General features: G+C 72.6%; 18 protein-coding genes. 11 read left to right on the top strand and 7 right to left on the bottom strand.

All coding sequences use genetic code 11. The annotated features are described in order from the left end of the window. The first annotated feature begins 2 nt into the window (after positions 1-2). A complete protein-coding gene (locus tag G5B56_RS17065; RefSeq protein WP_164963988.1) occupies positions 3-1,520 on the top strand; it encodes a deoxyribodipyrimidine photo-lyase in 1,518 nt (505 codons plus the stop codon). Between the two features lie 132 nt (positions 1,521-1,652). Continuing rightward, entirely contained in the window at positions 1,653-3,200 is a 1,548-nt protein-coding gene (locus tag G5B56_RS17060; RefSeq protein ID WP_009855281.1) for a methyl-accepting chemotaxis protein, read from the top strand. A 27-nt stretch (positions 3,201-3,227) separates the two neighbouring features. On the opposite strand, the gene G5B56_RS17055 is transcribed toward G5B56_RS17060, so the two are convergent. Genes G5B56_RS17055 through G5B56_RS17025 form a run of 7 tightly spaced genes read right to left on the bottom strand, consistent with a single transcriptional unit; the run spans position 3,228 to position 14,264 of the window. Continuing rightward, positions 3,228-4,250 carry a GGDEF domain-containing protein gene (locus G5B56_RS17055; RefSeq protein ID WP_009855282.1) on the bottom strand — a complete coding sequence of 341 codons (1,023 nt, stop codon included), beginning with the start codon at positions 4,248-4,250 and terminating at the stop codon, positions 3,228-3,230. A gap of 3 nt (positions 4,251-4,253) precedes the next feature. Then, positions 4,254-10,394, bottom strand: a complete 6,141-nt coding sequence (locus G5B56_RS17050) for an Hpt domain-containing protein (RefSeq protein WP_164963987.1) — start codon at positions 10,392-10,394, stop codon at positions 4,254-4,256. 10 nt (positions 10,395-10,404) lie between these two features. Next, positions 10,405-12,702, bottom strand: a complete 2,298-nt coding sequence (locus G5B56_RS17045) for a methyl-accepting chemotaxis protein (RefSeq protein WP_164963986.1) — start codon at positions 12,700-12,702, stop codon at positions 10,405-10,407. A gap of 19 nt (positions 12,703-12,721) precedes the next feature. Beyond that, positions 12,722-13,252 (bottom strand): chemotaxis protein CheW, encoded by a 531-nt coding sequence (locus G5B56_RS17040; protein WP_009857634.1) that lies wholly within the window; start codon positions 13,250-13,252, stop codon positions 12,722-12,724. A 4-nt stretch (positions 13,253-13,256) separates the two neighbouring features. Next, positions 13,257-13,622, bottom strand: coding sequence for a PleD family two-component system response regulator (locus tag G5B56_RS17035; RefSeq protein WP_009857635.1), 366 nt, complete (start codon positions 13,620-13,622; stop codon positions 13,257-13,259). 43 nt (positions 13,623-13,665) lie between these two features. Beyond that, a complete protein-coding gene (locus tag G5B56_RS17030) occupies positions 13,666-14,058 on the bottom strand; it encodes a PleD family two-component system response regulator (protein WP_009857636.1) in 393 nt (130 codons plus the stop codon). Positions 14,059-14,111: 53 nt separating this feature from the next. After that, a complete protein-coding gene (locus tag G5B56_RS17025) occupies positions 14,112-14,264 on the bottom strand; it encodes a rubredoxin (protein ID WP_081467630.1) in 153 nt (50 codons plus the stop codon). 169 nt (positions 14,265-14,433) lie between these two features. On the opposite strand from G5B56_RS17025, the gene G5B56_RS17020 reads away from it, so the two are divergent. From G5B56_RS17020 to mtgA, 9 genes are all read left to right on the top strand, one after another. After that, positions 14,434-15,390: a bifunctional hydroxymethylpyrimidine kinase/phosphomethylpyrimidine kinase gene (locus G5B56_RS17020; RefSeq protein ID WP_029718530.1), complete on the top strand. Its 957-nt coding sequence runs from the start codon at positions 14,434-14,436 to the stop codon at positions 15,388-15,390. Between the two features lie 11 nt (positions 15,391-15,401). Beyond that, positions 15,402-16,694, top strand: coding sequence for a glutamate-1-semialdehyde 2,1-aminomutase (gene hemL, locus G5B56_RS17015; protein WP_009857639.1), 1,293 nt, complete (start codon positions 15,402-15,404; stop codon positions 16,692-16,694). A 120-nt stretch (positions 16,695-16,814) separates the two neighbouring features. Next, complete coding sequence (mpl, locus tag G5B56_RS17010) at positions 16,815-18,173, top strand: UDP-N-acetylmuramate:L-alanyl-gamma-D-glutamyl-meso-diaminopimelate ligase (RefSeq protein WP_164963985.1); 1,359 nt, start codon at positions 16,815-16,817, stop codon at positions 18,171-18,173. Continuing rightward, positions 18,170-18,760, top strand: a complete 591-nt coding sequence (locus G5B56_RS17005; RefSeq protein WP_164963984.1) for a YqiA/YcfP family alpha/beta fold hydrolase — start codon at positions 18,170-18,172, stop codon at positions 18,758-18,760. Before mpl ends, G5B56_RS17005 begins: the two co-directional genes overlap by 4 nt. Next, positions 18,751-19,461 (top strand): beta-ketoacyl-ACP reductase, encoded by a 711-nt coding sequence (locus G5B56_RS17000; protein WP_164963983.1) that lies wholly within the window; start codon positions 18,751-18,753, stop codon positions 19,459-19,461. The genes G5B56_RS17005 and G5B56_RS17000 overlap by 10 nt, the downstream gene beginning before the upstream one ends. 346 nt (positions 19,462-19,807) lie before the next feature. Next, complete coding sequence (locus G5B56_RS16995) at positions 19,808-21,823, top strand: ribonuclease catalytic domain-containing protein (RefSeq protein ID WP_206023542.1); 2,016 nt, start codon at positions 19,808-19,810, stop codon at positions 21,821-21,823. Then, positions 21,810-22,691, top strand: a complete 882-nt coding sequence (locus G5B56_RS16990; protein ID WP_206023541.1) for an energy transducer TonB — start codon at positions 21,810-21,812, stop codon at positions 22,689-22,691. Before G5B56_RS16995 ends, G5B56_RS16990 begins: the two co-directional genes overlap by 14 nt. A 4-nt stretch (positions 22,692-22,695) precedes the next feature. After that, positions 22,696-23,541, top strand: a complete 846-nt coding sequence (gene aroE / locus G5B56_RS16985) for a shikimate dehydrogenase (protein ID WP_164963982.1) — start codon at positions 22,696-22,698, stop codon at positions 23,539-23,541. Then, positions 23,538-24,254 carry a monofunctional biosynthetic peptidoglycan transglycosylase gene (gene mtgA / locus G5B56_RS16980; protein ID WP_164963981.1) on the top strand — a complete coding sequence of 239 codons (717 nt, stop codon included), beginning with the start codon at positions 23,538-23,540 and terminating at the stop codon, positions 24,252-24,254. The genes aroE and mtgA overlap by 4 nt, the downstream gene beginning before the upstream one ends. The last annotated feature ends 7 nt before the right edge of the window (positions 24,255-24,261 follow it).

Below are 24,261 nucleotides of genomic sequence, written 5' to 3'. Positions count from 1 at the left end.
ATGTGAAGAACGGCATCGACAACGCCCTGGTCTGGCTGCGCCGCGACCTGCGCACCGAGGACAACGCGGCCCTGTACCACGCGCTGCGCGCGGCGCGGCGGGTCTGGTGCGTGTTCGTCTTCGACCCCGAGATCCTCGAGCCGCTGCCGCGCGCCGACCGGCGCGTGGAGTTCATCCGCGACAGCGTCGTCGGCGTCGACGCCGAGCTGCGCGCGCTGGCCGCCTCGCACGGCATCGACGGCGCCGGGCTGATCGTGCGCCACGGCCGGCCGCTACAGGAGATCCCGCGGCTGGCGGCGGCGCTGGGCGCGCAGGCGGTCTACGCCAGCCACGACGACGAGCCCGAGGCGCTGGCGCGTGACGCCCGCGTGCGCGGCGCGCTGGCCGACGCCGGCATCGCCTTCCACGGCTCGAAGGACCACGTGATCTTCGAGCGCGACGAGGTGCTGACCCAGGGCGGCGGCCCGTTCTCGGTGTTCACGCCGTACCGCAACGCCTGGCTGAAGAAGCTCGACGACTTCTACCTCTCGTCCTACCCGGTCGAGCGCCACGCCGGCGCGCTGGCGCCCAAACCCGCCGGCGAGACGCTGCCGACGCTGGCCGACATCGGCTTCGAGAGCACCAACCTGCACGCGCTGAAGCTGCCCAGCGGCCCGGCCGGCGGCCGCGAGCTGCTGGCCGACTTTCTCGAGCGCGTCGACCACTACGCCGACTGGCGCGACTTCCCGGCCGTCAAGGGCCCGAGCTACCTGGGGCCGCACCTGCGTTTCGGCACGGTGTCGATCCGCCGCCTGGCGCGCGAGGCCCACCAGCGTTTGACGGCCGGCTCGCGCGGCGCCGAGGTCTGGCTGTCGGAGCTGGTCTGGCGCGACTTCTACCACCAGCTGCTGCACCACCACCCGCGGGTCGTCGGCGGCTGCTTCAAGCCCGAGTACGAACGGCTGCACTGGGAGCACGGCAAACACGCCGACGAGCTCTTCGCCGCCTGGTGCGAGGGCCGCACCGGGTATCCGATCGTCGACGCGGCGATGCACCAGCTCACGCGCACCGGCTACATGCACAACCGGCTGCGCATGATCAGCGCCAGCTTCCTGACCAAGGACCTCGGCATCGACTGGCGCCGCGGCGAGGCCTGGTTCGCACGCCACCTGAACGACTTCGACCTGGCATCGAACAACGGCGGCTGGCAGTGGGCGGCCTCGACCGGCTGCGACGCCCAGCCCTACTTCCGGATCTTCAACCCGGTCAGCCAGAGCGAACGTTTCGACCCCGAGGGGCGTTTCATCCGCCGCTACCTGCCGCAGCTGGCCAAGCTGCCCGACGCGGCGCTGCACGCGCCCTGGCGCGCCCGCCCGGCTGACCTGGCCGCCGCCGGCGTCGTGCTGGGCCGCGACTATCCCGCGCCCGTCGTCGCCCACGAGGAGGCGCGCGAACGCACGCTGGCGCGTTTCGCGGCCGTCAAGCCGTCGGCCGCACGTGCCGCCGGCCGGGCCCGGCCGGCGGCGGGCCGCGACTCCTGAGCTGGCTCAAGATCCGGCGCGACGGCGGCGATTCGCGCGATTTCTCGCTTCATTCCATCCCCTCACGTGCCGATAAGACGACGGGGCCGGCCCGACATCCGGGGCCGGCATTGGACGTCAGGAGCGTGCGCGATGCACGTCGCACAAAAGAAGATCTGGGTACAGCTGATCAGCACCATCGCGATCGCGCTCACGGTGGTCTGGGCGGTGGGCATCGTCTGGCAGGGCCGGGTCAACCGCGAGGCCGCGATCGAGCAGGCGACCGCCTTCTCCAGCAGCATGCACGACGCCACGATGGCCGGCCTGACCGGCATGATGGTCACCGGCACCGTGGCGCAGCGCGCCGTGCTGCTGGACCAGGTGCGCCAGCTCGACAACATCCGTGACCTGCGCGTGCTGCGCGGCGAGGCCGTCAACAAGATCTTCGGCAACGGCACCGGCGCCGACGCCAGCGACCCCGACGCCGCCGAGCGCGCCGTGCTCGCCACCGGCAAGACCGAGATCCACGTCGCCAGCGACGACAAGGGCGAGTACCTGCGCGTCGTGCGCCCGGCGATCGCGTCCAAGAACTACCTCGGCAAGGACTGCACGACCTGCCACCAGGTGCCCGAGGGCACGGTGCTGGGCGCGGTCAGCATGAAGGTCTCGCTGGACCAGACCAACGCGCTGATGGCGCGCCAGCGCTGGCAGACCATCCTGATGGCCATCGTCACCTGCATCCCGGTGCTGATCGTCATCTACCCGTTCATCCGCCGCGTCGTCACGCGGCCGCTGGAACAGGGCGTCGACCTGGCGCACGGCATCGCCTCGGGCGACCTGACGCGCGACGTCGTCGTCGACAGCCGCAACGAGATCGGCCACCTGCAGCGTGCGCTGCACGAGATGCGCGGCAGCCTGGCGTCGATCGTCGGCCGCGTGCGCCGCGGCACCGACACCATCGCCCAGGCCTCGGCGCGCATCGCCGGCGGCAACAAGGAGCTGGAGTCGCGCACCGAGCACCAGGCCCAGGCGCTGCACGAGACCGCGGTGTCGATGTCGCGCCTGACCGACGCCACGCGCCAGAACGCCGAACACGCCAGTCAGGCCAACGCGCTGGCGATCTCGGCTTCCGACGTCGCCAAGGCCGGCGGCGCGGTCGTGGACCAGGTGGTGACGACGATGGACTCGATCAACGCCGCGTCCAAGCGCATCGCCGAGATCAACCGCGTCATCAACGACATCGCCTTCCAGACCAACCTGCTGGCGCTGAACGCCGCGGTCGAGGCCTCGCGCGCCGGGGAGCACGGCCGCGGCTTCGCCGTCGTCGCCAGCGAGGTGCGGGCGCTGGCCCAGCGCTCGTCGCAGGCGGCGCAGGAGATCAAGACGCTGGTCGACTCCACGGTCGAGCAGGTCGTCGGCGGCTCGCGCATGGCGCACCGCGCCGGCCAGACCATGACCGAGGTCGTCGACAGCGTGAAGCGCGTCACCGACATCATGTCGGAGATCGACGCCGCCAGCCGCGAGCAGATGGCCGGCATCGAGGAAGTCAACCGCACACTGTCCAGCCTGGAAGGCGTGACCGGCGACAACGCCCGCCTGGTGCAGGAGGCGGCGCATGCCACCGCCGCGCTGGCCGAGCAGGCAACCGCGCTGGACGAGGCGGTGAAGCTGTTCCGCCTGCCGGCGCGCACCGACGCCTGACGGCGGGCCGCGGCCGGCGGCCGCGGCTCAGAACAGGACGACGTCGTCGCCGCCCTGGCGGTGTTCGACGAGGTCGCCGCGGGCCACCAGCTCGGTGTGGCTGGCGACGCGGTTGCGGCCGGTCTGCTTGACGAAGTAGACCGCCTGGTCGGCACGCTCGAAGGCCGAGCTCGGCGTGTCGCCCGGCCGCACCGCGGTGAAGCCGATGCTGACCGTGATGCGGCCCACACGCGGGAAGGCGTGCTCCTCGATCGTCGTGCGCAGGCGCTCGAAGGCACGGCCGGCGGCCTCGCCGTCGTCGCAGCGCATCAGCACGACGAACTCCTCGCCGCCGAAGCGGTAGAGCTGGTCGCCCTGGCGGAACACGCCGCGCATCAGCCGCGACAGCAGCAGCAGCACCTCGTCGCCGATCAGGTGGCCGTGGCAGTCGTTGACGTGCTTGAAGTGGTCGATGTCGACGACGCCCAGCCAGGCGGCGCCACCGCCGCGGCGCTGCCCCAGCGCGTCGCGTGATGGCGGCGGCAGCGGCACGGTGCAGCGCATGAAGCTCTCGTCGAAGGTCTTGCGGTTGAGCAGACCGGTCAGCGTGTCGCGTTCGCTGTAGTCCAGCAGCGACTGGAAGTTGCGGTAGACGCGCAGCACGCTGCCGATCAGGCGCAGCTGCTCGGCGCCCAGCGGCGCATGGCTGCGCAGCTCGAGCACGGCGTCGCAGTCGCGCTCCAGGTCCAGCGGCAGCAGCGTCAGCGCCGGCTGGCCGTCGAGCATCAGGCCTTCGCGCTGGCGCAGACAGGTCTGGCGCACCGGGTGCTCGGCCAGCGGCGGCAGCGCCGACAGGTCGGCCCACAGCGGGTCGGCACTGGGCACCAGCTCGCCGGCGGCCAGCCGTGCGCGCGTGAACCAGCGGCGGTCCTCGCCTTCGCCGACGATGCGGTAGATGGCGATGTCCAGCGGGCGCAGCAGGTCATGCAGCGCGCTGACCAGCGTCGCGTCGAGCGCGTCGCGGTCCCGGAACCCGGTCAGTTCCGCAAGATGATCGGCAACCCGGGACACCGTTCAGCTCGGCCTGGCCGCTCCCGCGTAACGTGCGACGAGGGCCAGCAGCTCCTCTTCCGCATAAGGTTTGCCGAGGTAGTGGTCGGCCCCCAGGTCCGCGGCGTGGTCGCGATGCTTCTGCGCGATGCGCGAGGTGATCATGACCACCGGCAGCCCGGCCAGCGCGGCGTCGGCGCGCACCGCGCGCAGCAGGTCGAAACCGTCCATGCGCGGCATCTCGATGTCCGACAGCATCACCGCCGGCCGCTCCTGGGCCAGCCGCTCCAGCGCCTCGACGCCGTCCTTGGCGGTCTCGACGCGCCAGCCCTCGCGGTGCAGCAGGCGCTGGGTGACGCGGCGCACGGTCAGCGAGTCGTCGACGACCAGCACCAGCGGCGGCAGCGGCTCGGCAGCCACCGGCTCGGCGACGTCCGGCAGCCGCTCGACGCCGCGGCCTTCGAGCCGCGCCCGCGCCGCCGGGCCGTACAGCGTGGCCAGCGCCACCGGGTTGTAGATCAGCGCCACCGCGCCGCTGGGCAGCAGCGTCACGCCGGCCAGGCCGGGCACACGCGCCAGCTGCGGGCCGACGTTCTTGACGACCACGTCCTGGTTGCCGACGACCTCGTCGACGTGCAGCGCGACACGCTGCTCGGCCGAGCGCACGACGACGACGGCCTGGCTGCGTGTGCCGGCGGCGCCGCGTTCGGGGCCGTCGAGCAGCGCGGCCAGCCAGTGGAAGGGCAGCGCCTGGTCACCGTCGGTGTAGACGCCGCTGGCGTAGGCCGCCTCGACCTCCGCCGGCGAGGCACGCCGCACGGCCTCGATCAGTGTCGACGGCACGGCCACCGACAGCTCGCCGCAGCGCAGCATGACGACCTGCGTCACCGCGGTGGTCAGCGGCAGCAGCAGGCGGAAGCGGGTGCCACGCTCCGGCGCGTGGTGCACCTGCACGCGGCCGCCCATCGCGGCGACCTCGGCGCGCACGACGTCCAGGCCGACGCCGCGGCCGGCCAGCTCGGTGACGTCGGCGGCGGTGCTGAAACCCGGCGTGAAGATCAGCTGCGCCAGCGCCTCGTCGTCGACGGTGGTGTCGGCGGCGAGCAGGCCGCGCTCGACGGCGCGCGCGCGGATGCGCGCCAGGTCCAGGCCGGCGCCGTCGTCGCGCAGCTCGACGCCGACCTCGTTGCCTTCCTGCGTGATGACCAGCGTGATCGTGCCGGTCGTGTCCTTGCCGGCGGCAGCGCGCACCGCGGCCGGCTCGATGCCGTGCACGACGGCGTTGCGCAGCAGGTGCTCGAACGGGCCGATCATGCGGTCGAGCACGCCGCGGTCGACCTCGATGGCGCCGCCCAGGATGTCCAGGCGCACGCTCTTGCCGGTCTCCTTGGCGGCCTGGCGCACGGTGCGGTAGAGGCGGTCGCTGGCGCTGTCGAACTCGACCATGCGCGTGCGCAGCAGGTCACCCTGCAGCTCGCGCGTCAGGCGGGCCTGCGCGGCGAGGTCGTCTTCGGCCGACTGCAGCGTGCGCTGCAGGCTGCGCTGCAGCGTCGCGACGTCGTTGACCGACTCGGCCATGAAGCGCGTGAGCTCCTGCAGCCGCGTGAAGCGGTCCATCTCGAGCGGGTCGAAGACCTCGGCGGCAGCCTTGGCGGCCTCCAGCCGCGAGGCCATCTGCGACTCGGCCTGCAGCTCGATGTCGCGCAGCTGGCTGCGCATGCGCTCCAGGCTGCCGGTGAGCTCGCCCAGCGAGCCCTGCAGCTGGCGCACGCTGCCGTCGAGCCGGGCACGCGCGATGCTGACCTCGCCGGCATGGTTGACCATGCGGTCGAGCAGCGCCCCGCGCACCCGCACCGCGGCCGTCGAGGCCGGGGCGGCACGCTCCGCCGGCACCACGACGGCGGGCGCCGCCACGGCGAAGCGGCTCCAGTCGATCTCGGCCACCGGCGCGGCCGGCGGCTCGGCGGCCGCGGCCTGGGCCTCGGCCGGCGGCAGGGGCGCCGCCTCGACGGCCTCGGCGACCTCGGCCGGCGGCTCGGCGGCCGGCGGCGCACGCAGGGCCTCGAACTCGGCGACCATCGTGTCGGCGCGTGCGAGCAGCGTCTCGACCTCGCTGGCGTGCACGCCGCCGCGGTCGCCCAGGCGCTCGATCGCGGTCTCCATGCGGTGGGCCCGCTCGCCCAGGCGCATCGCCCCGGCCAGGCGGGCACCGCCCTTGAAGGTGTGCAGCGTGCGCAGGCAGGCCGCCGCGGCGCCGCCGTCGGCCGGGTTGTCGGCCCACTCGCGCAGGCGCGACAGCAGCTGCGGCAGCAGTTCGTCGGCTTCGTCCTCGAAGATCGGGAACAGCTCGGGGTCGAGCGCGTCCTCGGCGTCGAGCTCCTCGTCGCCATAGCCGCTGTCCAGCGGCCCGAGGCCGGAGGTGTCGGCCGCCGGCGGCGGCAGATCGGGCCAGCGCTCGTGGTCGGCCAGGCGCTCGACGATGGCCGGCGCCACCGGCCGCAGGAAGCCCGCGGCGAACTGGTGCAGCAGGCGGCGGACCTCCTCGGCGGCCTCGGCAAACAGCGTCGGTTCGCCGTCGCGGCCGCGGCCGCCGGCACGCGAGCGCATCAGCGCATGCTCCAGCGAACGCGACAGCGCCGACAGGTCGGCGTAGCCCACGGTGGCCGAGCTGCCGGCCAGCGAGTGGGCGAGCGCGATCGCGGTCTCCGACACCGGCCGGTGTTCGGCTTCCAGCGCCCATTCGGCGAGTTCGGTGCCCAGCCGGCGCGACAGCTCGTCGGCCTCGTTGAGGTAGATGTTGAACAGCGGCAGCGGCACACGCAGCGGGCCGATGACCTTGACCGGCTCCTCGTCGGGCACCGGCGACTCGGCCTCGGCCGGCTCGACGGCCCGGAGCTCCGGCGACGGCGCCTCGTCGGCCGACAGCGGCGCGGCGGCGGAGGCGTCGACGCTCTCCGGCTCGGGCGTGGCCGGCGGCGACACCGGCTCGGCGGCGGGCACGGCGAACACCTCCGGCATCGGCACGCCGTCGGCGTCGGCGTCGGCCTCGGGCGCCGCGTCGGGCTCGGCCCCGGCCCCGGGCTCGGGCTCGACTTCGGCGTCGATCTCGGCAGGCTGGAGGCCGGGTTCGGCGGCCTCGGGTTCAACCGGCGACGGCGGCACCGGCTCGGCCGGCGGCGGAGCCTCGGCCGCGGGCGCGGCGGCAAATTCGGCCGGCCAGTCGATCTCGGCGCCTTCGAGCACCTCGGCCGCGGGCAGCGGCCCGGGCACGGTCTCGACGAACACCGGCTGCGGCAGCGGCTCGTCGGCCGGCACCTCGAGGCGCTCGGGCCAGGTGGTCTCGTCGGGCGCCGGTTCGGCGTCGGCGGCAGGCACCGCGGGTTCGGCCGGCAGCGCCGCGGGCTCGGGGCCGATGGCGGCGAGTTCGCCGAGATCGAAGTCGAAGTCGGCGTAAGCGGCCTGCGGCGCGGGTTCGGCTGGCGCCGCAGGTTCTAGCGGCTGCAGGGCCTCGATGGCGTCGAAGCTCTCGGCGAGCTCGGCGGTCTCGACCGGCTCGGGAGCGGCTTCGGCTTCGGCCTCGGGCTCGAGCGCGCCGAGGTCGAGGCGGAAGTCGACCTCGTCGGCGGGCAGCGGCAGCGCCGGGGCGGCGGCCGGGGCAGCCCCGAGGTCCAGGTCGAGATCGGCCGCGCTCGGCAGGTCGGGCACACGCTCGGCCAGCGCCGGGGGCGAGGTGTCGGTGCCGAAGTCGAACTCGAAGTCCGGCAGCAGCGCCGCGTCGGGGACCGGCTCGACGACCGGCTCGGGCAGCGGCTCGACGGCCGGCTCGACGGCCAGCTCGGCCACGGGCTCGAACGCCGGCGCTGCGGCTTCGGCGGCCGGCACGACGGCCGGCGGCACCGCGGCTGCACCGATCGCCAGGCGCTGGCCGTCCAGGCGCAGGCCGTCGGCGGCGCGCACCACGGGTTGCGAGGCGTGGCCCTCGTCGCGGCCGGCGCTCAGCGCGGCGACCCAGGCCGCGAAGTAGTCCAGCGCCTCGGAGGTGAAGGAGCGCAGCGCCGGGTCCAGCCGCGGCGACTGCGCCAGGCGCGAGTTGAACAGCTGCTCGCAGGCCCAGGCGGCTTCGCCGAAGTCCTTCAGCCCGACCATGCGCGAGCTGCCCTTGAGCGTGTGGAACGCGCGGCGCACCGCGGTCATCTCGCCCAGGTCCTCGGGTTCGTCGGCCAGACGCGCGAGCGCCTCGCGCGCCGCCGGGATGACCTCGGCGGCTTCCTCGAGGAAGACGCCGCGCATCTCGTCGTCCTCGGCCGTGGCGGCGGCCGCCACGGGCTCCGGCGGCCGCGCCGGCGGCGCCGGAGGCGGCGGCAGCTCGGCCGGGCGGGCCGGCGGCGACGGCGGCGGCACCGTCGGGCGCGACGCCTGGCCCATCACGGTGGACAGGCGCCCGCTCTCGGCGTCGTAGCGGAACAGCGACTTGGCGAGCGCCGGCTGCACGCCCAGCATGTCGATCAGGAAGCTCAGCGCGCCCAGGTTCTCGGCCAGGCGCTCGAAGCTCAGCCGTGCCGGCTCGTGCGTCGGGTCGACCTCGGTCTGGGCCAGCGTGTCGACCTCGTCGCGCATGCGCAGCACGGCCTGCGAGGCCTGGTCCAGGCCGAGCACCGACAGCACGCCGCGCATCGCCGACAGCTGGCCCGGCACCGGGATCAGCGTCTCGCGCTGCGCCGGGGCCCGGAAATAGGTGTCGATCTGCTTCTCGATCTCGGACAGGCTGCTGCGCAGCTCCTGCACGACGCTGCCCATGGTCTGGCGGTCGCTGACGCGGCGGTACAGCTCCTCCATCCACGGCTCCAGCGGCAGCTGCGGCTGGCCGCGGCGCACGTCGTCGACGCGGCGCGCCAGGCGCTGCACGCGCTCGGGCAGCGCCGGATGGTCGAACTCGCCGTCTTCCAGCGACGCGTCCAGCGACAGCAGCGCGGTGGCGACTTCCATCGCCAGCGCGGCCGGCGGCGCCTCCTGCGCCGCGACGGTCTGCGTCGCGGCGTCCTGCAGCACGTTGGCCAGCACCTCGCCGGACGGGAACAGCCGCTGCACCGAGTCGCCGACCAGCGTGAACTGCTCGGCCAGGCCGGTCAGGCGGTGCAGCTCGCCGGCCGCGACCGCCGACCAGGCGTCCTTGGCGCCGCCCACACGCTTGCGCGCCTGCGCGACCCAGGCCGGGTCGAAGCGGCCCAGGCGCGCGACGTCGTAGTCCGCGGCGGCACTGTCGTCCAGGCGCCAGGCCTCGCGCACCGCGGCCAGCCGCGGCGCCTCGCCGCCGGCCGGTGCACGGGCGTGGGCGCAGAAGAACAGCAGGTCCTGCGCCAGACGGTCGGAGACCTCGTCGGCGTCGCGCATCGTCGTGCGCAGCTGCGACAGCAGGCGCGACGCGATGCGCTTGGTGTAGACGTCGCTGGACAGCAGGCCGCGGGCCTGGGCCTCGAAGAAGGCCGCCGCCAGACGCCACAGCGTCGACAGCCGGCCCTGCGTGCCGGCGGCCAGCGAGGCGCAGACCTCGCCCATCGCGTCCAGCCGCGCCGGCTCGGGCTGGCGCATCAGCGCCAGCGACAGCGACTCCATCGCCGTGCGCGCCGCGGCGTCGGGCGCATGCGGACGCACGCCGGGCTCGGGCGGCAGCTCGATCCAGCGCCAGTCCTGCGGCCAGAGGTCCGCCGGATGCGCACGCTCGGCACCGGCCAGGCCCTGCACCGCCAGGTACTGCGGGAACATCGCCACCGGCGACACCGGCCGGCGCGCGAGCAGCCGCGACAGGTAGTCCAGCAGCGCGAACGAAGCCTTCTCCAGCGTCTGCACCGCCTTGGCGTCGACCAGCGCCGGCTTGGCCACCCAGCGCTGCACCAGCGTCTCGCTGGCGCGCAGCATCTGCGCCGCCGCCGGCAGGCCGACGAGCTCGAGCGCGCCGACACCCTGGTGCAGGTGCACACGCGCGGTGCGCAGCACGGCCGGCTCGACGGCGTCGACGTCGGACGCGGCCGCCGCCTCCGACTCCTTGAGGTGCCGGTGCAGCGCCTTGTGCGCCAGCTCGAGCGAACGGCGCAGCTCGCCGTGCACCCAGGCCAGCGGGCTGAGGTCGTCGGCGCTGCCGCCGAGGCTGTCGGTGACGGCGTTCATCCGCGTGGCGTCAGCTGATCTTGAAGCGGGAGATCGACGCGCGCAGCTGCTCGGCGGCGCGCGAGAGCTCGTGCACCACCTGGGCGGTCGAGCGTGTGCCCTCGCCGGTCTGCTCGGTCACGGCCAGGATGTGCTGGATGTTGGTGGCCACGCCGCTGGCCGACTCGGCTTCGCTGGAGGCCTGCTCGGAGATGCGCCCGATCAGCTCGGCGAGCTCGCGTGTCACGCGGTCGATGTCCGCCAGCGCGCTGCCGGCCGCGTCGGACAGCCGCGCGCCCTCGATCACGCCCTGCGTCGAGCGTTCCATGGCGGCCACCGCGTCCTGGGTGTCGGTCTGGATGGCGCGCACGATGGCCGCGATCTGGCGCGTCGCCTCGGCCGAACGTTCGGCCAGACGCTGCACTTCCTCGGCGACGACGCTGAAGCCGCGGCCGGCTTCGCCGGCGCTGGCGGCCTGGATCGCGGCGTTCAGCGCCAGCACGTTGGTCTGCTCGGTGATGTCCGAGATCAGCTCGGTGATCTCGCCGATCTCCTGCGAGCTCTCGCCCAGACGCTTGATGCGCTTGGAGGTCTCCTGGATCTGGTCGCGGATGGCGTTCATGCCGCCGATCGAGTTCTGCACCGCCTGCTGGCCGGTGGCCGCCACCTCCAGCGACTGGCGCGCGACCTCGGCGCTGCGCTGCGCCTCGGCCGACACCTCGGTGATGCGGTCGGCCATCTGCAGCACCGACTCGCCGGTCTCGCGGATGACGCGCAGCTGCTCGGTCGACGCCGCCAGCAGCTCGGAGGAGGTCTGCTCGACCTGCTGCGTCGTGTCGGCCACGCGCGTGACGGTGCCCTGCACCGAGGTGACCAGCGAACGCAGTTCCTCGACGGTGTAGTTGACCGAGTCGGCGATCGCGCCGGTGATGTCCTCGGTGACGGTGGCCTGCTGCGTCAGGTCGCCCTCGGCGACGCTCTGCAGCTCGTTCATCAGGCGAAGAATGGCGGCCTGGTTGGCGTCGTTGACACGCTTGGCCTCCAGCTCCTGGCGCTCGGCTTCCTGGCGCTGGGCCTCGGCGAGGCGGGCGCGGTTGGTCTGGTCGGCGACGAACAGGCGCAGCAGGCCGAAGGCGCCTGCGGCCAGCAGCAGCGCCGACAGCAGCGCCGGCACGAGCACGATGGCGCGCAGGCCGCCGGCGTCGGCCAGTTCACCCTGCAGCTCGTCGAGGCCGCGGCGCAGCGGTTCGCTGTCGCGGATGATCGCCGCCTGGGCCTCGCGCGCACCGACCAGGCCCTGCAGGTTGCCCAGGATGGCGCCGGCCTCGGTGCGCGTCTTGTCGTACTGGGCGAGCAGCTCCTGCAGCTGCTCGCGCACCTGGGGCTCGCGCGTGCCGGGCAGGCGCAGCTCGGCGCTGCCGTCGAGCAGGCCCTGGGCGATCTCGCGGAAGGAGTTCAGGTCCTTGCCGAGCAGGAACACGGCCTCGGCGCTGACGCCCTCGGTGGTCTGGAACTCGTTGGCGCTCTTGCCGATGCGCTGCGTCAGCATGACCAGCTGGCCGACGGCCGACAGCTCGCCGGCCGAGGCGCCGCCCTGCAGCTTCAGCGAGGACACCGTCTCGGCGATCTCCAGCAGATCGGCCGACTGGCGGTTGATGGTGCGCAGCGCGGCGCCGACCTGGGTCAGCGTCTTCTGCTGGGCAAGCACCGAGCGCGCGCTCTTGTCGGCGCGCTCGACCATCGGCAGCAGCGCCTGCACCCGGTCGCCCAGGCTGCCGGAGACCGCCGGCACGTCGCCGCCCTCGGCCAGGCCGCGCACGTTGCGCGACAGGATCTCGGCGCTCTCGCGCAGTTCGGGGAAGGCCTGCGGGTTGCCCAGCAGCGCCTGCGACACCGACTTGGCGAGCCGCTGCGACTGCGTCTGCGCTTGGCCGGCGGCCGAGACCTGCTGCGCGCTGCGGCTGGCCGAGACGATGCCGGCACCGCCGCTGAGCACCAGCCCGGTCAGGCCGATGCCGAAGGCGAAGGCCATCAGCTGCTGCTGGCGCGCCAGCGGCATGCCGCCGACGATCGGCAGGCCGGTGGCGATCTCGGGGGCGCTGTCCTCGGGCACGCGGGTGTTGGCGTACTCGCCGGCCAGCTCCGACGGGGCTGCTTCCGAGATGATCGAGGAGTCCTCGGGGCGCGGCCGGCTGTCGGGCGCCAGCGTGCCGGGGCCGAGGCGGATCGTCGCGTCCATGGCGTCGCCGGCGACGGTTTCCTGGGACGGCGCGTCAGGCACCGACGGGCGGCCCCGCGCGGGGCCCTTCAACTTGTCGAGAAAGCTCATTCGATCCTCGCGGCGTTCGTCATCGGGCGATGCCGAGAAACTGTTCGTGCTGGACGAGCGCGGCCGGGTCGATCTCCTGCCACACGCGCTGACGGTCGTCGCGCCACCGGGCACCGGCGAACGACGGGCGCGACACGTCGTCCTCGGGTTCACGCTGCAGCTGGCCCGCGGTGCGCAGGCCGGCCAGACGCTCGAACATCAGCGCGACGTGGCTGCCGACGGCCGGGTTCAGCGCCAGCAGCCGGGCCTGCTCGCGCACGCCCTCGGCCGCCGACTGCGTCGGCCGCAGGCCCAGGAAGGCCGCCAGGTCGACGACGCCGTGCAGGCCGCCGCGCAGGTTGGCGACGCCGACGAACCAGGGCCGCGTGTGCGGCACCGGCGCCAGCGTGCCGACCGGGAAGATCTCGCCGGCGCCGGCCAGCGGCACGAGCAGGCCGACGCCGGCGCACTCGATGGCCAGCCAGGAGGCGGCGGGGGCTTCGCTGCGGACGGCGCTCAGCCGCTGGGCCAGGCGGCTCTGCAGGTCCCGCAGGGCTTCGCGCTTGGCCATCGCCTCAGTCGAAGGCGCGGATCTTGGACAGCAGCTCGTCGGCCTGGACCGGCTTGACGATGTAGTCGCGTGCGCCCTGGCGCAGGCCCCAGACCTTGTCGGTCTCCTGGCCCTTGCTGGTGCACATGATCACCGGCACCGCGGCGTAGCGCGGGTCGCGCGTGATCTGGCGCGTGAGCTGGAAGCCGTTCTGGCCCGGCATCACGACGTCCATCAGGATGAGGTCGGGCAGGTCCTCGTCGAGGCGGCGCATGGCCTCCTCGCCGTTCTCGGCGGTGCGCACGGCGTAGCCGCGCTTGCCGAGGATGTCCGACAGGTGGTGCAACTCGGTCTTCGAGTCGTCGACGACGAGGATCTTGCGGATGGCCATCGGAAGCGGGTCTCGGGTTCTGACGGGCGGCAGCGCCGCGGGTTCAGGCGGCGGTGCGGCGGAAGGACTCCACCGCACGCAGCAGTTGTTCCTTGGTGAACGGCTTGGTGAGGTAGTCCTCCGAGCCGACCATGCGGCCACGGGCCTTGTCGAACAGGCCGTCCTTGGACGACAGCATGATCACCGGCACCTTCGCGAAGCGCGGGTTGCGCTTGATGATGGCGCAGGTCTGGTAACCGTCCAGCCGCGGCATCAGGATGTCGCAGAAGATCAGTTCGGGATCGTGGTCGCTGACCTTGGCGAGAGCGTCGAAGCCGTCCTCCGCCAGCACGACCTCGTGGCCGCCCTGGCGCAGGAAGATCTCGGCACTGCGCCGGATCGTGTTGCTGTCGTCGATCACCAGGACCTTGGCGCCGGAGGACACGGCTTCGTTCACGTCACTGTCCACCTGTTGGAGTGCCCGGCGGCACGGAAGGCCGCCGACGGCGTTCAGATTTCGACCATTTCGAAATCTTCTTTACGGGCTCCGCATTCCGGACAGGTCCAATTCATCGGAACGTCGGCCCACGCGGTGCCGGCGGCGATCCCGTGCTCGGGATCCCCGGCGGCTTCGTCGTAGATCCAGCCGCAGATCAGACACATCCAGGTTCGGCTATGGCTCACTTCGGGGCGGTCCCTCACTACAATGGGCAACGATTGTAGTCACGCATATCCGCGAAAAATCAAGGATTTGTGAGGACATACGCACCATTCTTCAGGTTTCGCTCGAGGTCTCCGACAGGCCCCGGGCGGAACGCGCAAAGGCATCGCGATGACCCCCGACCCCCACCCCGCCACGGAGCTGCAGGATCCTGCGCAGGAGCCCCCGCCGCCGGCGTGCGTGATCAGCTTCAACGCCAGTGACCCGAGCGGTGCCGGCGGGCTGGCCGGCGACGTGGCGACGATAGCCGCGATGGGCGCCCATGCGCTGCCGGTGGTCACGTCGATCGTGATGCGCGACACGGCCGAGGTCTTCGATCAGCACGAAATCGACGACGACGCCGTCGTCGAGCAGGCGCGCACCATCCTCGAGGACGTCACGATCTCCGGCTGGAAGGTCGGCTTCCTGGGCAACGCCGAGACCGTGAGCGCCGTCGCCGAGGTGCTGTCCGACTACGCCGACGTGCCGCTGGTGGCCTATCTGCCCGGCCTGTCCTGGCTCGACGAGGAGCAGCTGCAGCCCTACCTCGACGCCTTCCGCGAGCTGATCCTGCCGGCCACCGAGGTGCTGGTGGGCAGCCACAAGACGCTGCAGGACTTCCTGCTGCCCGACTGGGACAGCGAGCGCCCGCCGTCGGCGCGCGAGCTGGCGGTGGCCGCCGGCGAACACGGCACGCGCTACGTGCTCGTCACCGGCGTGATGCTCGCCAGCAAGGGCCACGAGCAGTACATCGACAACGTGCTGGCGTCGCCGCAGGGCGCACTGACCGGCGAGAAGTTCGAGCGTTTCGAAACCGCGTTCGTCGGCGCGGGCGACACGCTGTCCGCGGCCCTGGCCGCACTCCTGGCCGCCGGCAGCGAGCTGCAGGCGGCGGTGGGCGAAGCCCTGTCCTTCCTCGACCAGAGCCTGGACGCGGGTTTCCGCCCCGGCATGGGCAACGTCGTGCCCGACCGCTTCTTCTGGGCTCTGCCGCCAGCCGAAGACGGCGAGCCCGAGCCCGGCCCCGACGAGCCGGACCCCGGCTTCGACGATCCCAAGACCCAAGGCGCCCCGCGGCGCGTGCACTGAAAACACTCTCGATGACCACCAACGAACAGCTCTTCGCCCGCGCCCAGGCCGTCATTCCCGGCGGCGTCAACTCGCCCGTGCGCGCCTTCCGCGCCGTCGGCGGCACGCCGCGTTTCATCGCCCGCGCCGAAGGCCAGTACATCTGGGACGCCGAGGACAAGCGCTACATCGACTACATCGGCTCCTGGGGCCCGATGATCCTGGGCCACGGCCACCCGGCGGTGCTCGAAGCGGTGCAGAAGGCGCTGCGCGAGGGCTTCAGCTTCGGCGCGCCGACCGAGCGCGAGATCGAGCTCGCCGAAGCCATCATCGCCCAGGTGCCGAGCATCGAGCAGGTGCGCCTGGTCTCCAGCGGCACCGAGGCCGGCATGAGCACGCTGCGCCTGGCGCGCGGTGTCACCGGCCGCAGCAAGATCATCAAGTTCGAGGGCTGCTACCACGGCCACGCCGACGCGCTGCTGGTCAAGGCCGGCTCGGGCCTGGCGACCTTCGGCCACCCGACGTCCGCCGGCGTGCCGGCCGAGGTCGTGCAGCACACGCTGGTCCTCGAATACAACAACGTCGAGCAGCTCGAGGAGACCTTCGCCGCCCAGGGCGACGAGATCGCCTGCGTGATGCTGGAGGCGATCGCCGGCAACATGAACTTCGTGCGTGCCTCGGTGCCGTTCGTGACCAAGCTGCGCGAGCTGTGCACCAAGCACGGCGCGCTGCTGGTCTTCGACGAGGTGATGACCGGCTTCCGCGTCGCGCTCGGCGGCGCGCAGAGCGTCTACGCCAAGCTGATCCCGGGCTTCGAGCCCGACATGACGGTCTTCGGCAAGGTCATCGGCGGCGGCATGCCGCTGGCGGCCTTCGGCGGCAAGAAGGACGTGATGAAGCAGCTCGCGCCGCTGGGCCCGGTCTACCAGGCCGGCACGCTGTCGGGCAACCCGGTGGCCACGGCCTGCGGCCTGGCGACGCTGGCCGAGATCACCAAGCCCGGCTTCTACGAGGCGCTGGCGGCCAAGACGCAGAAGATGGTGCAGGGCATCGCCGACGCCGGCCGCGAGGCGGGCGTGCCGATCGTCACCGACAGCGAAGGCGGCATGTTCGGCTTCTTCTTCGCCGATGCGCTGCCGCAGAACTACACCGCGGTGATGGCCACCGACAAGGAGCGCTTCAACCGCTTCTTCCACGGCATGCTCGACCGCGGCGTCTACCTCGCCCCGGCGATGTACGAAGCCGGCTTCGTCAGCGCCGCGCACACCGACGAGGACCTGGCGGCGACCGCCCAGGCCGCACTGGAAGCGCTGAAGGCGGGCTGAGGCCCGACGCGGCGGCCGCGTGCCGCCGCCACGCCCCGACGGCCGCCCCAGGGCGGCCGTTTTTCATGGGCTGACGCGGGACCGCCGTCCCCCGTCGGACCCGCTGCCTAGAATGCCCGGATGCATCTCCACATCCTCGGCATCTGCGGCACCTTCATGGGCGGCATCGCCGCCCTCGCCCGCGAAGCCGGCCACCGCGTGACCGGCTGCGACGCCAACGTCTACCCGCCGATGAGCGACCAGCTGCGCTCGCTCGGCATCGAGCTGATCGAGGGTTTCGGGGCCGACCAGCTGGCGCTGAAACCCGACGTCTTCGTCGTCGGCAACGTCGTCACGCGCGGCAACCCGCTGATGGAAGCCATCCTCGACGCCGGCGCCGCCTACACCAGCGGGCCGCAGTGGCTGGCCGAGAACGTGCTCTTCGGCCGCCACGTGCTGGCCGTCGCCGGCACGCACGGCAAGACGACGACGACCTCGATGCTGGCCTGGATCCTCGAGCAGGCCGGGCTGGAGCCGGGTTTCCTGGTCGGCGGCGTGCCGCTGAACTTCGGCGTCTCGGCGCGCCTGGGCGGCGGCCGCTTCTTCGTCATCGAGGCCGACGAGTACGACACCGCGCTGTTCGACAAACGCAGCAAGTTCGTGCACTACCGGCCGCGCACGGCGATCCTGAACAACCTCGAGCACGACCACGCCGACATCTTCCCGGACCTGGCGGCGATCGAGACCCAGTTCCACCACCTCGTGCGCACCGTGCCGGCGAGCGGCCGGCTGGTGGTCAACGCCCGCGACGAGGCGCTGCAGCGTGTGCTGCAGCGCGGCTTCTGGAGCGAGGTGCAGCGTTTCGGCCCGAAGCGCGAGGAGCCCGGCGCGCTGCGCGCACGCGGCGAGCCGCACGCCTTCGACGTGCTGCGCGGCAGCCTGAAGATCGGCCGCGTCGACTGGGCGCTGCTGGGCGAGCACAACCAGCTCAACGCGCTGGCGGCGATCGCCGCCGCCGAACACGCCGGCGTCGCGCCCGAGACCGCGGCGGCTGCGCTGGCGAGCTTCCAGAACGTGCGCAGGCGGCTGGAGCTGCGCGGCGAGGCCGGCGGCGTCAAGGTCTACGACGACTTCGCCCACCACCCCACGGCGATGCGCACGACGATCGACGGCCTGCGCCGCAAGGTCGGCGCGGCGCGCATCCTCGCCGTCTTCGAGCCGCGCTCGAACACCATGAAGCTCGGCACGATGAAGGCCCAGCTGCCCTGGGCGCTGGAAGACGCCGACCTTGCCTTCGGCCTGCAGGGCGACTGGGGCTGGAGCGTCAAGGAAGCGCTGGCGCCGCTGGGCGCCAAGGCGGCGACGGCCGACACGGTGGACGCGCTGGTGGCCGCGATCGCGCGCGCCGCTCAGCCGGGCGACCACGTCGTCTGCATGAGCAACGGCGGCTTCGGCGGCATCCACGCCAAGCTGCTGGCGGCGCTGCAGGGGAAGGCGTGAGCGCAGGACCGACCCACCTGCTGTATCTGCACGGCTTCCGCTCCTCGCCGCAGTCGGCGAAGGCGCGGCGCGTCGGCGCCTGGCTGGCCGAACACCGGCCCGACGTCCAGTTCTGGAGCCCGCAGCTGCCGCCGTCGCCGCGTGCCGCGGTGGCGATGCTGCTCGAGGGCACGGCCGACTGGCCGGCGACCTCGGTCGTGGTCGGCAGCTCGCTCGGCGGCTTCTACGCCACCGCGGTCGCCGAGGCGCGCGGCTGGACGGCCGGCGTGCTGAACCCGGCCGTCGACCCGGCACGCGACCTCGCGGCCTACATCGGCGAGAACAAGCAGTTCCACAAGCCGGAGGAGAGCTTCTTCTTCCTGCCCGAGTACGTCGACGAGCTGCGTGCGCTGACGGTGCCGGCGATCACCCGGCCCGAGCGCTACTTCGCCGTCGTCGCCACTGGCGACGAGCTGCTGGACTGGCGCGAGATGCACGCGCGCTACGCCGGCGCGACGATCCGCCTCGTCGACGGCAGCGACCACGCGCTGTCCGACTTCGACGAGCACCTGCCCCACCTGCTGAGGTTTCTGCGGCTATGCGATTGAAGGACAAGGTCTGCATCGTCACCGGCGCGGCGCAAGGCATCGGCGCGGCCACCGTCGCCAAGTTCGCGGCCGAAGGCGCCATCGTCATCGCCTGCGACCGCCACGCCGACGTCGTGCCCGGCGCCGCCGAGAGCCTGGCCGTCGACGTCACCGTGCGCGCCCAGGTCGATGCGATGGTCGCCGCGGTGAAGGCGAAACACGGCCGCATCGACGTGCTGGTCAACAACGCCGGCATCACGCGCGACGCGCGGCTGGTGAAGATGACCGAGGAGCAGTTCGACGCCGTCATCGACGTCAACCTGCGCGGCGTCTTCCACTGCGCGCAGGCGGTGGCGCCGATCATGATCGAGCAGGGCTCGGGCGTGATCCTCAACGCCAGCAGCGTCGTCGGCATCTACGGCAACTTCGGCCAGACCAACTACGCCGCGTCCAAGTTCGGCGTCATCGGCTTCACCAAGACCTGGAGCCGCGAACTCGGCCCCAAGGGCGTGCGTGTCAACGCCGTCGCGCCGGGTTTCGTCGCCACACCGATCCTCGACACGATCCCGGAGAAGGTGCTGACGCACATGCGCGAGCAGGTGCCGCTGCAGCGCCTGGGCCGGCCCGAGGAGATCGCCGCCGTCTACGCCTTCCTGGCCAGCGACGAGGCCAGCTATGTCAACGGCGCGGTGCTGGAGGTCTCGGGCGGGATGACGGTGTAACGGGCCACGGCGCCGGCTGCGCGGCGTGGCTCCACGAGCACGGTTTTCGCGCCAGCGGCGGCGCGAGGCCGGCCGACGGGGCGTGTCCCTGCGTTCATGTCCCTCGCCCCGGCCGGCGGCCGGGTCTCCTCCTTGACTTCACTCCGGGACACGCCCCGCCGGCCGGCCCGAACCGGCTGTTGCACATGGCACGCCAGCTGCCCGACGCCTCGGCGATGCCGCCCGGTGGCCGTGGCCCGCCGCGGCTGAAGCGAGTGCAGCGAGACGCACTGCTGAAGCCTGACGCCGATCGAACCCCGGCGATCCGGCAAGCCCGGCACCCGGGCCGCTGGTGGACAATCGCCCGGTGACTTATGCCCTGTTCGACGACGCCGGGAAATTCCACGCCGGCCGCGTGATGTCCGAAGCCGAGAGCTCGATGCAGATCGAGCTCGATTCCGGCAAACGCGTGAAGGTGAAGGCGGCCAACGTGCTGCTGCGCTTCGAGAAGCCGGCCCCGGCCGAGCTGATCGCCCAGGCGCAGGCGCTGGCGGCGGAAATCGACCTCGACCTCGCCTGGGAGTTCGCGCCCGAAGGTGAGTTCGGTTTCGCCGACCTGGCGCGCGACTATTTCGACGCCTCGGCCGGCCCCGACAAGCAGGCCGCGGCACTGTTCCGCCTGTTCGAGGCGCCGCACTACTTCCGCCGCCTCGGCAAGGGCCTGTTCCGCAAGGCACCCGAGGAGACCGTCAAGGCGGCGCTGCTGGGCATCGAGCGCAAGAAGCAGCTCGCGGCGCAGATCGAGGCCTGGGCCGGCGAGATCGCCGCCGGCCAGTGCCCGGCGCCGGTGCGCGAGCAGCTCTACAAGATCCTGTTCCGCCCCGACAAGAACGCGCCCGAGTACAAGGCCGTCGTCGAGGCCGCCAAGCGCACGCAACGCGCACCGCTGGACCTGCTGAAGGACGCCGGCGCGATCGACAGCCCGTACCAGTTCCACTGGCGGCGTTTCCTGTTCGAGACCTTCCCGCACGGCACCGGCTTCCCGGCGCTGGCGGCGCCGGCGATCAAGGACGAGCTGCCGCTGGCCGCGGTGCAGGCCTTCTCGATCGACGACTCGCAGACGACCGAGATCGACGACGCGCTGTCGGTCCAGGGCCTGGGCACCGGCACGGTGATCTTTGGCATCCACATCGCCGCCCCGGGGCTGGCGATCCAGCCGGACTCGCCGGTGGACAAGGTCGCGCGCGACCGCCTGTCCACCGTCTACATGCCGGGCTGGAAGATCACGATGCTGCCCGACGAGGTCGTGCAGGCCTACACGCTGATCGAGGGCCGCGACTGCCCGGCCGTCAGCCTGTACGCGACGGTCGACGAGGCCACGTTCGAGGTTCGCGCGGTCGAGACGAAGCTGGAACGCGTGCCGATCGTCGCCAACCTGCGCCACGACCAGCTCGACGACGTCATCACCGAGGCGTCGCTGGCCGGCGAGGCGCCGGCCGACTACGCCTTCGCCACCGAGCTGGCCTTCTGCTGGCGCTTCGCGCAGGCGCTGAAGGCGGCGCGCGAGGTCGTGCGCGGCAAGCCCGAGAACTTCAACCGCCCGGACTACAACTTCCGCCTCGAAGGCCACACGGCCGAGCCCGACGGCAGCGAACGTGTGCAGATCACGACGCGCCGGCGCGGCGCGCCGCTGGACCTGATCGTCTCCGAGGCGATGATCCTGGCCAACAGCCGCTGGGGCGGCTGGCTCGCCGAATGCGGCGTGCCGGGCATCTACCGCAGCCAGGCCAGCCTGCTGCCCGGCATCAAGGTGCGCATGGGCACCAAGCCGGCGCCGCACGCCGGCATGGGCGTGGCGCAATACACCTGGGCCACGTCGCCGCTGCGGCGCTACGTCGACCTCGTGAACCAGTGGCAGATCATCGCCTGCGCACGCCACGGCCGCACCGCGGCGCTGGCGGCGCCGTTCCGGCCCAAGGACGCATCGCTGTTCTCGGTGATCTCGGGCTTCGACGCCGCCTACTCGGCCTACAACGACTTCCAGCACGGCATCGAACGTTTCTGGACGCTGCGCTGGATCGAGCAGAACGCCGTCACCGAGCTGGAGGCCGCGGTGATGAAGGGCGGCCTGGTGCGCGCCGAGACGCTGCCGCTGGTCTTCCGCGTGCCCGGCACCGAGGACTGGCCACGCGGCGCGCGGCTGCGCGCCCGTGTCGCCGGCATCGACCTGCTGACGCTGGACCTGCACGCCACGCTGGTCGCACGCATCGAGGACGAACCGCCCGAGGCGGTCGCCGAGGTCGACGACGAAGCCGAAGCCGTCGGCCCGCTGACGCTGGCCATCGACGTCAACGACGCCCCCGCCGGAGATGCTGGCGCTTAAGCTGTCGTTGCCGGCGCTGCTGGCCAAGCTGACGGCGCTGCAGGCGGCGCTGCTGGTCTCCGTGGGCCTGCACGCGGTGCTGCTGACGGTGCGTTTCGTCGATCCGGAGGCCTTCAACCGCGTCTTCCGCGACACGCCGCTGGAGGTCATCCTCGTCAACGCGCGCTCCAACGAGGCGCCGACCGAGGCCCAGGCCATCGCCCAGGTGCGGCTGGCCGGCGGCGGCGACGCCGACAAGGGCCGCGCGACCTCGCCGCTGCCCCGCACGCCGCAGGCCCAGCCCGGCGACGCCGCCGACGACGCCCGCCGCCGCATCGAGGACCTGCAGCAGCAACAGCAGCAGCTGCTCGCCCAGCTGCGGCGCGAACTCGCGGCGCTGCCGCCGCCGGACCCGCAGCGCGACACCGGCAGCCCGCAGGAGCGCGAGCGCGAGGAACACCGCCGCCAGCTGCTGCAGATGCTCGCCGAGATCGAGAAGCGCATCAACGAAGAGAACGCCCGCCCGCGCAAGCGCTACATCAGCCCGGCCACGCGCGAGGAGGTCTACGCGCTGTACTACGACCTGCTGCGCCGGCGCATCGAGGACCGCGGCACGCGCAACTTCCCCGAGCGCAACGGCGTCAAGCTCTACGGCGAGCTGGTGATGAACGTCACCGTCGACGCCGCCGGCCGTGTCGTCGACACCGAGATCGTGCGCCCGAGCAGCTCGCGCGTGCTCGACCAGCAGGCGATGGCCATCGTGCGCGCCGCCGCTCCGTTCGGCCCGTTCACGGCCGCGATGCGCCGCCAGGCCGACGAGATCGTCGTCACCTCGCGCTTCCGCTTCACGCGCGAGGACGGCCTGGAAACCACGCCGCTGGCCCGCTGACCCCATGACCGCTCCCGACCGCTACGCCGTGCTCGGCCACCCGGTGGCGCACAGCCAGTCCCCGTTCATCCACGCCGAGTTCGCACGCCAGACCGGCGAGGCCGTCGATTACGGCCGCGTCGAGTGCCCGCTCGACGGCTTCGAGGCCACGCTGCGCGCCTTCGCCGCCAGTGGCGCCCGCGGCTGCAACGTCACCGTGCCGTTCAAGTTCGAGGCCCCTCGGCTGGCCGCGCACGTGACGCCGCGGGCCGCGCTGGCCGAGGCGGCCAACGTGCTGCGTTTCGACGCCGACGGCTGGAGCGCCGACAACAGCGACGGCATCGGCCTGGTGCGCGACCTGGAACGGCACGCCGGCCAGCCGGTCGCCGGCCGGCGTGTGCTGCTGATCGGCGCCGGCGGTGCCGCCGCCGGCGTGCTGGGGCCGCTGATCGAGGCGCGGGCCGCCGCCGTCACCGTCGTCAACCGCACGCCCGCACGTGCCGAGGCGCTGGTGGCGCGCCACGCCGCGCTGGCCGCCGAACACGGCTGCACGCTCGCCGCCGCCGGGCTGGACACGCCCGGCAGCGGCCACGACATCGTGCTCAACGCCAGCGCGAGCAGCCTGTCCGGCGCCGCGGTGCCGGTGCCGGCATCGGTGCTGGCGCCGGGCGCACTCGCCGTCGACCTGATGTACGGGCCGGCCGCCGAACCCTTCCTGGCCTGGGCGCGCGCCGCCGGCGCCCGCGCGCACGACGGTCTGGGCATGCTGGTCGAGCAGGCGGCCGAGGCCTTCTGGTTCTGGCGCGGCGTGCGCCCCGACACCGCGCCGGTGCTGGCCGCGCTGCGTGCGCGTCTGGAGGCCAAGGCGTGAAACGCCAGCTCTGGCGGCTGGCCGTGCTCGTCGTCGTCTGCGGCCTGGCGCTGCAGGTGTTCTTCGCGCTGCGCGTCGCCGCGATGGCGGCGCTCGACCCGCAGTCCACCGCTTTCCAGCGCAGCGAGGCCTGGCGGCTGCTCGTCGAGCGGCAGCGCATCGACTGGACGCAGGCCTGGGTGCCGCGCGAACGCCTGGGCCGCAACATCCAGCGCGCGGTCATCGCCAGCGAGGACGCCGGCTTCGCCGAACACTCCGGTGTCGAATGGGACGCGATCGAGCAGGCCTGGGAACGCAACCAGCGCGCCGAGGCCCGCCTGGAGGCCGGCCGCGCGAAGACCGCCAAGATCGTCGGCGGCTCGACGATCACGCAGCAGCTGGCCAAGAACCTGCTGCTGTCGGGCGAACGAACAGCCCTGCGCAAGGCCCAGGAACTGGCGATCACGATGATGCTGGAAGCCTTCCTGTCCAAGGAGCGCATCCTGGAGATCTACTTGAACAACGTCGAATGGGGCGAAGGCGTGTTCGGCGCCCAGGCCGCCGCACGCCACTACTTCCGCGTCGATGCCGAGCGCCTGTCGGCGACGCAGGCGGCGCGCCTGGCGGTGATGCTGCCGGCGCCCAAACGTTTCGAGAAACGGCCGAACTCGGGCTACGTCGCCGGGCGTGCGCAGACCATCGTCGCGCGCATGGGCGCGGTGGAGCTGCCATGAGCGCTCA

Origin of the sequence: Rubrivivax sp. JA1026 (genome assembly GCF_011065555.1) — a bacterium.
GTDB lineage: Bacteria > Pseudomonadota > Gammaproteobacteria > Burkholderiales > Burkholderiaceae_C > Rubrivivax > Rubrivivax benzoatilyticus.
Note: the sequence above shows the minus strand (reverse complement) of the source record. Positions and strands in the feature narration are given on the sequence as shown.